Annotated in this window: 13 protein-coding genes and 1 riboswitch; of the genes, 3 read left to right on the top strand and 10 right to left on the bottom strand. The window is 26.5% G+C overall.

Annotation, left to right across the window (positions count from 1 at the left end):
- Positions 1-642, top strand: a 642-nt coding sequence (locus AC11VW_RS03215) for a glycosyltransferase (RefSeq protein ID WP_484299950.1), incomplete at its 5' end; no start/stop codon positions are given.
- A gap of 311 nt (positions 643-953) precedes the next feature.
- On the opposite strand, the gene AC11VW_RS03210 is transcribed toward AC11VW_RS03215, so the two are convergent.
- On the bottom strand, positions 954-1,505 hold the full coding sequence (locus AC11VW_RS03210) for a hypothetical protein (RefSeq protein ID WP_484299949.1): 552 nt from the start codon (positions 1,503-1,505) through the stop codon (positions 954-956).
- Positions 1,506-2,088: 583 nt separating this feature from the next.
- On the opposite strand from AC11VW_RS03210, the gene AC11VW_RS03205 reads away from it, so the two are divergent.
- Positions 2,089-2,700 carry an acetate uptake transporter gene (locus AC11VW_RS03205; protein ID WP_484299948.1) on the top strand — a complete coding sequence of 204 codons (612 nt, stop codon included), beginning with the start codon at positions 2,089-2,091 and terminating at the stop codon, positions 2,698-2,700.
- 176 nt (positions 2,701-2,876) lie between these two features.
- Here AC11VW_RS03205 and AC11VW_RS03200 read toward each other — a convergent pair whose 3' ends face one another.
- Complete coding sequence (locus AC11VW_RS03200) at positions 2,877-3,359, bottom strand: YmaF family protein (protein ID WP_484299947.1); 483 nt, start codon at positions 3,357-3,359, stop codon at positions 2,877-2,879.
- Between the two features lie 216 nt (positions 3,360-3,575).
- Positions 3,576-3,749, top strand: a riboswitch (Lysine riboswitch).
- A gap of 153 nt (positions 3,750-3,902) precedes the next feature.
- Between AC11VW_RS03200 and AC11VW_RS03195 the strand changes: the two genes are divergently transcribed.
- Complete coding sequence (locus AC11VW_RS03195; protein ID WP_484299946.1) at positions 3,903-5,375, top strand: amino acid permease; 1,473 nt, start codon at positions 3,903-3,905, stop codon at positions 5,373-5,375.
- Positions 5,376-5,517: 142 nt separating this feature from the next.
- Here the strand turns inward: AC11VW_RS03195 and AC11VW_RS03190 are convergent, their stop codons facing one another.
- From AC11VW_RS03190 to AC11VW_RS03155, 8 genes are all read right to left on the bottom strand, one after another.
- Entirely contained in the window at positions 5,518-6,117 is a 600-nt protein-coding gene (locus tag AC11VW_RS03190; RefSeq protein ID WP_484299945.1) for a DedA family protein, read from the bottom strand.
- Between the two features lie 44 nt (positions 6,118-6,161).
- The gene (locus AC11VW_RS03185; RefSeq protein WP_484299944.1) at positions 6,162-6,620 is read right to left on the bottom strand and encodes a VanZ family protein; all 459 of its coding nucleotides are present in this window, start codon (positions 6,618-6,620) and stop codon (positions 6,162-6,164) included.
- Between the two features lie 186 nt (positions 6,621-6,806).
- Positions 6,807-7,436 (bottom strand): HAD family hydrolase, encoded by a 630-nt coding sequence (locus tag AC11VW_RS03180; RefSeq protein WP_484299943.1) that lies wholly within the window; start codon positions 7,434-7,436, stop codon positions 6,807-6,809.
- A gap of 13 nt (positions 7,437-7,449) precedes the next feature.
- Positions 7,450-8,175, bottom strand: coding sequence for a 3-deoxy-manno-octulosonate cytidylyltransferase (gene kdsB / locus AC11VW_RS03175; protein WP_484299942.1), 726 nt, complete (start codon positions 8,173-8,175; stop codon positions 7,450-7,452).
- Positions 8,176-8,250: 75 nt separating this feature from the next.
- Positions 8,251-9,876, bottom strand: a complete 1,626-nt coding sequence (locus tag AC11VW_RS03170) for an aldolase catalytic domain-containing protein (RefSeq protein ID WP_484299941.1) — start codon at positions 9,874-9,876, stop codon at positions 8,251-8,253.
- Positions 9,869-11,107 (bottom strand): O-antigen ligase family protein, encoded by a 1,239-nt coding sequence (locus AC11VW_RS03165; RefSeq protein WP_484299940.1) that lies wholly within the window; start codon positions 11,105-11,107, stop codon positions 9,869-9,871. Before AC11VW_RS03165 ends, AC11VW_RS03170 begins: the two co-directional genes overlap by 8 nt.
- 15 nt (positions 11,108-11,122) lie before the next feature.
- Complete coding sequence (locus AC11VW_RS03160) at positions 11,123-12,301, bottom strand: UDP-N-acetylglucosamine 2-epimerase (protein ID WP_484299939.1); 1,179 nt, start codon at positions 12,299-12,301, stop codon at positions 11,123-11,125.
- Between the two features lie 29 nt (positions 12,302-12,330).
- Positions 12,331-12,620 (bottom strand): hypothetical protein (locus tag AC11VW_RS03155; protein ID WP_484299938.1); only part of this gene is annotated, 290 nt, incomplete at its 5' end.

Below are 12,620 nucleotides of genomic sequence, written 5' to 3'. Positions count from 1 at the left end.
ATTTCAAAAAGTGTTTTAGTATTTTTATTTTACTCAATTTTATTTTTAGTACCATTTAAAATTCAAGCTATGGAAAATACAAGCATTAAAGATATTTGCTATAACAAATCTATGGTTGATTTAAAATTGGACGAAAGAAAACTTTGGATTGACCATGTATTATGGACTAGAAACTTCATTATAAGTGATATAGCTTCACTTGAAGATAAAGATTTTGTATTAGAAAGACTTCTTAAAAATCAAGATGATATTGGTAATTCAATCAAACCCTATTATGGTGAAGAAGCTGGAAATAAACTTTCTGCATTGTTAAGAGAACATATAACAATTGCTGGACAAGTTGTTGATGCTGCTAAGAATGGCAATAAAGATGATTTAGAAAAATATAATAAGTTATGGTATGAAAATGCTGATAAAATAGCTGATTTTTTAAGCAGTGCTAATCCTAACTATTCAAATAAAGTTTTAAAAGATATGTTATATAAACACTTACAGTTACTTACAGATCAAACTGTTGCTATATTAAATAAGGATTGGAAAGCAGATATAGAGGCATATGACAAAGGTGAAGAGCACATGATTATGTTTGCTGATACACTATCAGATGGTATAATCAAGCAATTCCCCCAAAAATTCAAATAATTAAAATAAAAATCCGTATATAATCCAACTATTTTATGACTAAGCTGTATACGGATTTTTTAAGTGCCATTTTAATATAAGTATTATATTTAAATTAACTGTTTATTATTTAAATCCAACCTACTACTTATAAATATATATTAAGCATATTTATTTTCTTCACATATTCTATATTCTTTGTTTTCTTTGAAATAAATTATAGCACCTATAAATCCAATTATAATTATAACACTTGATATTTTAAATGCTGCACTTATTACTTCTATATTAAGAATCTAAATCAAAATAATGACCTATAAATAGGTCATCCTCTATTTTGTTAATTGATTTATTTTTATTTCTTTTTCTCCTCTTGTTATAATCCCGAACTCATATTGTTGCTCTATTTTTTTTATTTGTTCAAAGTTGTCTAATCTTATTCTATATTGATTTATCTTTTTCTCATATTCGTCTTGAGATATTATATCCATAGCTAGAGCTTTATCTAATTTTTCTTTTTCTCTTCTATATTCATCTTCAAATCTTGATTTTTCTTGTATTTTCATTTGGTCTTTTAATCTTTTTTGTATTTCTATTATCTCTTTTTCTAACTCAGCTTTCCTAGACATTTTTGGATCTAATACATTTAGTACATCTGTTACATCTATCCCTGGCATTTCCTTTGTCTCTATTACATACTCAAGAAATTTTCTCCCAATTTGAGTGCATGCTGAATCTATCTCTGAGTTAAGTGTATCTATTTCTTTATTTATTCTAGATAAATTTGATTGCTCCATACTAGTCGTTGCGATATTACTAGTTATATTACTTGCCGTTTTTGATATAGAATCTTTCATAACCTTTATATTGTTAAAAAATGACATATTTTTTCTCCTCTTTATATATTTTTTTATCTAATTTATATTTAATACATTCTAAATTATATTATACACTTCTTAATTGTCGAATTTTGTAATTTTTTCTGTTTATTTATATTTTTTATTATTTTATACTACTACCTTTTCATATATTTTAATGGTAAAGACGATCACATACCCCTAACTACATTCCTAACCTGAGTAACACTAATCCCATATTCCTTAGGTAACAAATTAATATTAACTTCATTAATACCTTTTTAATCCGCACCTTTGAACTGTGTTTTAGATTTCGCTCATACTATTATTAATACACACATCTACAGCCTTTAATTTTAATTCTTTACTATATTTATTGTACTTTTTAGACATTTTAAAAAACCTTCATAATAGATATTTTTACCACTATTATAATTAGCACTATTATAATATGTTTTCTTTTTTATATTTACTACAAGGAGATTATAATAATCTTATTTATTTATAGATTTTTTTTATATACTTATAATGAAACTTGTGATAATATAAATAAGTATTTTGTATACATAAAATTTTTTATGTAGTATTTAGACTTATAGGAGGATTAACAATGACAAATGAAACAAAAGTAAAAGTTGTAACAGCTGACCCTTCAGCATTAGGACTTTTTGGACTAGCAATGATCACATTAGTTGCATCATCTCAAAAATTAGGATTAACTTCAGGGGTATCATTAATTTTACCATGGGCAATATTTTTAGGAGCTACTGCTCAATTATTTGCCTGTATAAATGACTTCAAACACAACAATACATTTGGAGCTACTGCTTTTGGTGGTTTTGCATTTTTCTGGTATGCAGTTGGATTTACATGGTTAATACAAAATGGAGTATTTGGTCCTGAAATGGCAGCAGCTGCTGATGTTAAACAATTAGGATTTGCTTTCTTAGGGTACTTAATATTCTCATTATTTATGACTATAGGAGCAATGGAAACTCATAAGGTATTATTTATAATATTTGTACTTATAGATTGTTTATTCATAGGGTTAACATTGACTACATTTGGTATAGCAGAACATGCTAGTCATCAATTTGCAGCGTATTCTGAATTATTAGTATCAATAGCATCATTCTATGGTTCTGCTGCTGCTGTATTAAATCCTCACTTTGGAAGAGTATTTTTACCAGTTGGAAAGCCATTTGGCATATTTAAAAAATAATTATTCTCTTGTTTAAGAATATTTTAAAGTATATTTATAACTAAATTCTTAAATTATATAATTAATTTCAATATATCTAAATTTAAAAATAAAAACGTACTGAATTTATCAGTACGTTTTTTTATATATGCAAAAAAGACCATGAAATTTATTATCATGGTCCTTAGTAAATTTAATTACCCTCTAGTAGGACAATCTTGTAAAGGTAATAAAGGTGCTTGAATTTGAGTAGTGAAAAGGAATGGATGACAATGTTCATCAAAAATAGTAGTATTTCCCTTTACTAGATGGACATGTTTACCAGTATCTATACCATTCTCATCGAGTATCCTAATCATAGGACCAGTTGTAACGCATATTAGATGGAAATGATCAAAGAAATCTGTATTATCCTTAATCTTGTGAACATGGTTTGTTCCATTGTTTATTAGTATAGGTTCACCTGTAACTCCTGCACCACGATGGTTATGTCTGTCATCTTCTTCTTCCGCTAGTTTAACACTTTCTGAGTATTCATGAACATGCATTTCTCCACCATCTTCTCTACGACATTTAAAACATTCATCCTTTTTATGACATTTATTACATTCATCTTCTTTATGACATTTAAAATAGTTATTTGAATAATCTCTTTGGCACTTATTATTTTGACAACTCATTTTTGCATCTCTCCATTGTATTATATATTAAGAAATTCCTATAATGAATTTCTTAATATATAGTACGAATAAATATCAAATAAGTTCCTATTTTGTAGAATTTTGTAATACGTTTTATATGATTTTAAATAATAAATAAAAATGTAGGAACTTTAAAATATATATATTGACTTATTTATAATTTGGTTTATAATTATATACAAATACAAAGTAGATAACTGAGATGGAGGCGCGAAATTTAAAAGTAATATTATGGAGGTAAGCTCGATGAAGTAATATGAAAGGAAATTTCGCCGAAGTGAGTAGTTAATTGCCTTAACACTACTTGCTGGGCATATGTATAATATACATATGACTGTCACAATTTTTTTGTGGAGAGCTATTTTCAATGAAAACTTACGATACTTTCATGTCTTTTTTGATATGCAATTTTCGTATTTATGTCATGGGAATATTCCTATGGCATTTTTTATTTGTAAAAATATCTGTATTATCTTAGTTACTTACTTATGGAAATTTAATCCCATAAGGAGGGTAATTAAAATGAGTGAACAAAATAACGAATTAAAAAGAGGTTTGAGTGCAAGACATTTAAACATGATAGCTTTAGGCGGTTCTATAGGAACTGGTATATTCCTTGCAATGGGAAATACAATTCATCAAGCTGGACCTGGAGGTGCTCTAGCAGCTTATAGTTTAATAGGTTTTATGGTTTATTTTTTAATAACTAGCCTAGGAGAAATGGCAACTTACATGCCTATATCTGGTTCATTTAGTTCTTATGCTACTAAATTTATTGATCCTGCACTTGGATTTGCACTTGGATGGAACTACTGGTATAACTGGGCTATAACAATAGCTGCTGAAATGGTTGCTGGGTCTTTGATTATGAAATATTGGTTCCCTAACATTAATGGATTTTATTGGAGCATATTATTTTTAACAATAATTGTTGGATTAAATCTTTTATCATCAAAAGTCTTTGGTGAATCTGAGTATTGGTTTGCAGGAATCAAGGTATTGACTGTAATTATATTTTTAATAATAGGTGTATTAATGATTTTTGGAATAATGGGTGGAAATAAAATAGGATTTCAAAATTATAATATAGCTGGTGGACCATTCCACGGTGGAATAAAATCAATGTTTGCTATTTTCTTAGTTGCAGGTTTCTCTTTCCAAGGTACTGAACTTATAGGAGTTGCTGCTGGTGAAAGTGAAAATCCTGAAGAGACTATACCAAAAGCTGTAAATTCAATATTTTGGAGAATATTAATATTCTATTTAGGAACTATAATTGTTTTAGGTGCTATAATACCTTTTACACAAGCAAGTGTTTCAGAAAGTCCTTTTACTATGGTTTTTGAAAGAGCTGGAATAGCTGGAGCTGCGTCACTTATGAATGCAGTTATATTAACTTCTGTATTATCTGCTGGTAACTGTGGTATGTATGCATCAGTTAGAATGCTTCACTCAATGGCTCAAGAAGGTCTTGCACCTAAGGTGTTTTCTAAAACTAATAAAAATGGAGTTCCTGTAAATGCTTTAATTTTAACTACACTAGTAGCTTCTGCAAGTTTCTTAACTGCAGTATTTTCAGAAAGTACTGTTTATGTTTGGCTAGTTGCTGCATCTGGTCTTGCAGGATTTATAGCATGGGTTGGTATAGCAATGTGCCATTATAGATTTAGAAAAGCTTATGTACATCAAGGTAATGATTTAAAAGATTTAAAATATATGGCTAAATGGTATCCTTTGGGACCTATATTAGCACTTTTAATGTGTATTATTATCATTATAGGTCAAGGTTATTCATTTATAACACCAAAAGGTATTGATTGGAATGGTTTAATAGCTTCTTATATAGGTATTCCTTTATTTTTAGTTTTATATTTAGGTTATAAAGTTAAGCATAAGACTAAAGTTATTCCTTTAGATGAAGTTGATTTAACTTATAATAATCATACTCAAAATGATTTAAAAGGAGCTTCTGAAAAAACACTTGAGTTAAGCTAATAGCAATAGATGCTATAGTTAACTTATAAAGAGACTGTAGATAGATTTGTGGCTAAATACCTTAGGTGGATATATCGTACTTATAACCACCTCTTCTTTATTATATAACTTCACACATATCAAACATTTAGCTCTTTTCTATCTATCTCTTCTTTTCTTTTCTTTTTTTTATATAAATAACAAAACATACTATAGCTAATATGATAGTAATTATAATAGAGTAATTTCCTAAAATTTCAGCTATCAAATTCATATTATTTCCAACTATGTATCCTATACTTATAAGAAAAATATTCCATATTGTTATACCTATAGCAGAATATAACGTGAACAAAACTACATTCATTCTGGTAACACCTGCAACTATAGATATAAAAGTCCTTGCAACTGGAACAAGTCTTGATAACATAACCGATGCTTTATCATATTTTGTCATACATCTATATGACTGTTTTATAGCTTTTTTAGTTTTAGGATATTTAGATTTTAAAAAATATAAAAGGGGATTTCCAAACTTATATCCTACATAATAATTAATTATAGAACCAAATACTCCACCTAAAATAGATACTAATATAGTCACAAACAAATTCATATCAAACTCTAGTGCCAATATTCCTACCAAAGGTAGTACAACTTCACTTGGTAGAGGGACATTTGCATACTCTAGTGCAACTATTAAAAATATACTAATAGGACCATAACTTCTTATAAACTCTTCAATTAATGAGCTTAATTCCATTTTTGTCTACTCCTTTAGTTAAAATATCATAGTATTTTAATCCTTTAATTTTGAGCACTTACTTTTGAGTGCTTACTTATTTTCATTAATAAAAATATGATTATTAATCCTATCAATGCTCCAGTAGAATCTACCATTACATCTCTTATCTCTCCACTTCTTCCTTCTATAAATAACTGATGAAATTCATCTGTACACGCATAAAGTGCAGTCAATACAAATGATGTAACATGTGTTTTCACATCCGAATTTTTATTTATAGTTATATATATAAGTATAGCTAGTACAAAATATAAAAACATATGTGCACATTTACGAATTATAAATTGTGCTATGCCTATTTTCATCATACTATTTATTATACTACCTATAAGTGGTATACTACTTAACAATTCTATAGTTCCACCTGACTGACACGTTGATACTGTAGCTGGTTGATTTGATAAATAGAATATAATACTCATCCATAATATACTTAAAACTAAATATATCTTCTTTTTCATTGTTTACTCCTTAATATTACTTGAATTATATTGTCATTTTTATATTTCCTGTCGTACTTAAAGTAATTATTTTAAAATAATATAATTTATTAAATTTCCAAATTACATTTTACCATATTTTTCTACAATATAACGTAAAAAAAGCCTCTTTATAAAAATTTTTAAATTTTTATAAAGAGGCTTTTTTTATATCTGACTCAATAATTCAACATAAGTGCTATCAATATTTTTTAATTTAGAATTATTATATGCTATAAATGTTATATTATTTTTTAAAGCTGCTTCATAATCATTTATAGAATCTCCAATTAAAACTATATTTTTATCATCATAATTATTGTCCTTTATAATATTTCTTACCAAATCATTTTTATGTGTTGGTGATCCATGTATTGATTTGAAATATTTTTTTATATCTAATTTATCACATATATATTTTAATTCTATCTCTTCTGATCCCGATGCTATATGCATACTATAATTTTCGCTATTATTTTTTATAAAATTAATACAATCACCTATAAGATATTTAGAATTTACCAACTCTCTTTTCATAATTTCCGAAAATTTTTCCGCATATTTTTTTATTTCACATTCATTTATATTTTTTTTTAGAATTTTTGTATAGAAATATTCTATTTTATGAAATCTTGACAGTCCTCCATTTATCCTATGATATTCTATTAAATTTTCTACTTTTTTTTCATCATATTCATTAAAAATTTCTCTAAATCCTAAATCTCTAATATCCATAGATTCTAAAATGACTCCATCAAAATCAAAAATTATAATACTCTTCTCCATCAATATTCCCATATATACTTCCTTTCTATTTATTTTTCATAAATAATTTAACTCTTTCTAAGTCCTGTTTTGTATCTACCGCTATTGTATCTTCATCCGTTTTTATAAACTTTACTTTATATCCTGTCTCTATAAATCTTAGTATTTCTATATCTTCTACTTTTTCTATACACCCACGTTCTGAATTACAATAAAATTCTAGTGCTTTTGGTGTAAATCCATAAACACAAACCTGCTTATAATATAATGTATCTTCATTTTTAGGGTATGGTATTGGAAGTCTTGATAAAAAAACACCATATCCATCTTTATTTACAACCACTTTTGGAACTGTATTATCTACTATTTCATAATTCTTTTTTATTTCTGTCATCATATTTGTAACAAAAATCTCATCTTCATTATCATAAAATGGCTTTATGGCCTCGCTTATAACATGAGGTTGTATTGTAGGTTCATCACCTTGTATATTAATATATACGTCTGCATCTATTTTTCTAGCTACTTCACCAACTCTATCCGTTCCAGTTGCATGTTTATCACTTGTAATCACAACATTCATCTGTAGTTTTTTACATACCGTTTCAATCCTACTATCGTCCGTTGCTACATATACCTCATCAAGTTCTTTAACTTTAATTGCTTGTTGATATACCCACCATATCATTGGCTTCCCATTTATATCAGCTAGTGGTTTACCTTCGAATCTTGATGATTTATATCTAGCTGGAATAACACCTATAATCTTCATAAAATCCTCCTTTTTATTTAAAATGTAATTAATTGCATAATGTATTCATTGTTTTAAATAGAAATTTTACGCTACCTACTCACATACAGCTATTGCCACTTCTCTTAAATTTTTATTATATATACTATCTGTAACAAAATAAATATTTAAATCTTTACTTAATATATCTATTTCTTTCTCTATATTTATATTTTTCGCATTCATTTGTAATTCATTAAGTTCATATTCCAGATATTCTTCACAATAACTAGAATCTTTTGAGAAACCATCAAAGCCTAAAATAAATACTTCTTTTTTATTTAAAATTTTCAATAAGTTTAAAATCATTATCATAGAATTATCTCTAGCATCCACAGTACTTCCTAATATGTTATGATAGCTGATATCTATTACATCACTTTTTTGTTCTTCATGTTTGACATTTGACGTACAAATAAATTTTCTTTTAACATCCGAAATTTCTTCACTTAAAACTTTATCTCTATATTCTATATACCTTTTTTGATTACTGAAAAAAGAATAATCTGAATCAAATTTATTCAAAACATGGTTTATTGTTATTACTATAGAATTATTTTTGTTTATTTTTTGTAAATTTTCCGTAAGACTTTTTCCTGGTGCTAATAAGTATATATCTTTATCTACTATATTTTTTTTGAAATCAATTAAATCATTATTACTTTCTAGTATCTTAGAATTATAGTCACTATACAATTTTTCAATATATTCTTTATCATAATCTACTTTTTTATCACACTCTAAATATTTTAATATTTCTTCAATATCTGATATAGTAAGTGTCTTTTTATCTACTAAATACGTAGCATAATTTGGATGGCAATTATAAGTAGCTGATAAATAATGTGCCATAGAGTATCCCCAGTATTTTTTATTATATATCCTAGATATATAACTATCGATGATATATAATAATGGTTCTATAGAATACTTACCTTTATAATTCAAATTTAAGTAATTTAAAATTAGCTCAGCAGGTAAATTTCCAGCACCTCTACCCATACCAAATATAGAAGAATCTATTATTATATTTCTGTCTTTGCAAGTATTTATAAATTCAACTGCATTTGAATAAGCTAGTTGCAAATTATTATGACCATGGAATCCAATATTAATATTTTCTCGTAAATTATGTTTTATTATATGACTAATTCTAATAATTTCTGTATTTTTCATAGCTCCAAAGCTATCAACTATATAAAAAGCATATATATTTAACTCGTTACAAGCTTTAATCAAAGATAATATTTCCTCATCTGAATAATTTAAAATTACCATCGGCTGTACAAATACCTTATATCCTTTATTACATATTATTTCTATATCTTTTATGGCTTGTTTCCAATTTTTTTTATGAAAAACTAACCTTATACCATCTAATTTTATATTACCAGACTTTACTGGCAACTTATTAACATCATATTCTCCTAAATTTATCATCGCTACATATAAAGATTTTGAATTTCCTTTACATATTAAAGATTCTATTTCACTTATATCAGAAAATATAGTATTATCTTTAGTACTTTCTTTTTTTTCGCTTATATATCCACATTCAATAATATCAATATTAGATTCACCTAATGAATTAATTATTCGTACTATATTGAACCTATCAAATTTCCAATCATTTATATATCCACCATCTCTTAAAGTACAATCTAATATGCTTATATTACTCATAATAACCACCCTCTCTATTTCTATCGTATGGTATTGAAAACACAAACCAAAAAATAAATATCGTTTGGAACACATTAGCTAATTGCATTTCCGTAAATTGAGTACATATAAGTGTAATTGAAAGAGAGTTGAAAATAGCCCTCAAATCCTTACTTTTTATATATTTAGATTTTTTATATGTCACAATTATAAATATAAAAAAAGCTAAAAAACCTATAATTCCGTTCTCTACTAATAAACTGATATACAAGCTATGTGTCCCAAAACTTTGTTCCATATAATTCTCCATTTGCTTTTGTACGTTTCCATTCCCAATTCCAAATAACGGTGATTCTTTTCCCATTTCTAACGCATATCCCCATATGCTACTTCTTTTTCCAGTTGCCATCTCTAAATTTCCACTTTTGATTCCATCTATCATCGTACCAAACCTTTGTAACTCGCTTACATTACTACTTATAAATATCATTCCCATACATATAGTTAGAACAATAAATTCTTTCTTTATCTTTAAATCAGTATATATTTTCAAGTTATATATTAGTATTACAATTCCTAATATGGAAAATATTAATGCTGACCTCGATCCCGATATCAATATTCCTATTAATATAACTATATTTCCTAGTATATTAATAGGAATATTTTTCTTACTTTTTATTAAAAAATATACACCTATAATCAAACTAAGCGCCATAAAAGTTCCAAAATGATTTGGATTTTCAAATAAAGATGATACTCTACCATATAGGTATTGTTTTTCTCTGAAAATTGATAATACATTACTCATCAATTCATAGTTGAAATATTCAATTATACCTATTGCTCCTATAATAACTGCTATTATATAAATATTTCTAAATATTTTAATCCTATCTATTTTATAGTTCGAAAATAAAATAATAAAACTTATAAATAAAATAACTTGAACAATATAGTTAAGAGTAAATGCAAATGCCACACTTTTGTATTGTGCATTTAAAGCTGAGATTATATTAATAAATATCCATAATACAAGAGGTAAAATATCTATTACTTTAATTTTACAGTATTTATCTATATTAAATATCAAAACTGTATAAGCTAAAAATAATATTACTAATTTATCAGCAACTTGTATTCCAGAAATTTGCATAAAATTAAAACTCATAAAGGTGCATATAAAACTGAGCGTTATTAATAGTGAATATAATCTATCCATACCTGATAATATTTCTTCTCTACATATCATAAAAAATATTGCTCCTTAACCTAGTAACTTATTTATAATCTCATAAATATTTTGAGTAGCTTTTCTGCCAATTTTATAAGATTTTCTATTCTTCTTTAGTTCGGCTCTCACTATTTCATTATATAAAACACCTACTATACTTTCTTCAAGTTCTTCTATTTTATAAACTCCTTTTGCTGCTCCAGTTTGTGCATATGGAACTCTATCTTTTTCTCCAGTAAAGTTTATAGTTATTAACTCTTTATCTAGTAGTATAGTTTCTAATCCAACTGCTGATACTTCTACTATAACTACGTCAGATAATAATATTAATTCATGTAAATTTTCACGAGCTATAATAGCACTTGATTCACTTGTCCTAATTATTTCTTTATAAATATTTTCAGTTTCATTTGGATGTATCTTTATAATTAGTTTAATATCATTTCTTTCTTTCTCTAAGTCAATCAAATATCTTAATATATGCTCATTATCTTTGTTTCCTGGACTTATCCATAGGACTATTTTTTTATCTGTCATTATATCTTTTTTCAATAATTTAAGTTGTTTTTCATCTATGTCCATACTGTCAAATGCAGGCTGACCTGTTACTAATATTCTACTTTTTTCTATGCCTTTTTCTAATAATTTATTTTTGACAAATTCATTTAGAACGCAGTAGGTAGTATTTTCCAATATTGGCGTATTCCCTTGGGCAAACAACTGCTCTATTCTAATACTTTTTATTCCTAATTTGTCTGCGGCTAATAATGATGCTTCTTCAAATCTTGGAGAGCTTGTCGTTACTAGTAAATCGACACTATTGTTTTTCAAAACTTCATAGAAAAACTCAATAGGTAAAAAAGACTTCCTTCCTATACTATTAAAAATATCATACGCCTTTCTTTCTCCATGTTGCTTTATCAAATAATACATACCAATACCGTAATACGCAATACTCTCATTGTATGAAACACCTAATTCTTTATTATGTTCTTTTAATGCTAATTTCTTACCAATATCTATTACTTCTTTATTTTCAATTAAGTCTATCAAATTAATACACTCTATATTATTATTTTTCAAAATTTTACTAGCAACTGTTAATCCTAGAACCTGTATAGCATACTTTCCTTCACTTTGGAGCTTCTTAATTATAGGCAGCAATGCTTTTACATGCCCTCCACCATATGTTACAAATATCACCTTTTTCATATTTTATCACCTTTTCAATGTCTATAATTTTAAAACGTTCTTATAGCTGCTTTTATAACTTCATCAGCTATATTTATATTATTAGCTTTATACATAGGTGTTACAGTACTTTCATACGATGATATTAATACACTATTAACTTCCAAAACATATATATCTTCATTTTTTATAATATAATCTATTCTAGATACACCTAAAGTTTTTAATTCCATTATTATCTTATTTGAAATAGCTTTAATTCTCTCTTCCATTAATACGCTCATTTTGTCCGACCTAGCATTTCCGAATCCTATTAAATTGTATTCTTTAGCCTTAGAGT

This window comes from Romboutsia sp. (assembly GCF_056995035.1).
Note: the sequence above shows the minus strand (reverse complement) of the source record. Positions and strands in the feature narration are given on the sequence as shown.

What these genes read in the sequence shown, in the direction of transcription:
- AC11VW_RS03210 (WP_484299949.1), bottom strand. Translation starts at nt 1,505, where the DNA reads ATGTCATTTTTTAACAATATAAAGGTTATGAAAGATTCTATATCAAAA.
- AC11VW_RS03205 (WP_484299948.1), top strand. Translation starts at nt 2,089, where the DNA reads ATGACAAATGAAACAAAAGTAAAAGTTGTAACAGCTGACCCTTCAGCA.
- AC11VW_RS03200 (WP_484299947.1), bottom strand. Translation starts at nt 3,359, where the DNA reads ATGAGTTGTCAAAATAATAAGTGCCAAAGAGATTATTCAAATAACTAT.
- AC11VW_RS03195 (WP_484299946.1), top strand. Translation starts at nt 3,903, where the DNA reads ATGAGTGAACAAAATAACGAATTAAAAAGAGGTTTGAGTGCAAGACAT.
- AC11VW_RS03190 (WP_484299945.1), bottom strand. Translation starts at nt 6,117, where the DNA reads ATGGAATTAAGCTCATTAATTGAAGAGTTTATAAGAAGTTATGGTCCT.
- AC11VW_RS03185 (WP_484299944.1), bottom strand. Translation starts at nt 6,620, where the DNA reads ATGAAAAAGAAGATATATTTAGTTTTAAGTATATTATGGATGAGTATT.
- AC11VW_RS03180 (WP_484299943.1), bottom strand. Translation starts at nt 7,436, where the DNA reads ATGGGAATATTGATGGAGAAGAGTATTATAATTTTTGATTTTGATGGA.
- kdsB (WP_484299942.1), bottom strand. Translation starts at nt 8,175, where the DNA reads ATGAAGATTATAGGTGTTATTCCAGCTAGATATAAATCATCAAGATTC.
- AC11VW_RS03170 (WP_484299941.1), bottom strand. Translation starts at nt 9,876, where the DNA reads ATGAGTAATATAAGCATATTAGATTGTACTTTAAGAGATGGTGGATAT.
- AC11VW_RS03165 (WP_484299940.1), bottom strand. Translation starts at nt 11,107, where the DNA reads ATGATATGTAGAGAAGAAATATTATCAGGTATGGATAGATTATATTCA.
- AC11VW_RS03160 (WP_484299939.1), bottom strand. Translation starts at nt 12,301, where the DNA reads ATGAAAAAGGTGATATTTGTAACATATGGTGGAGGGCATGTAAAAGCA.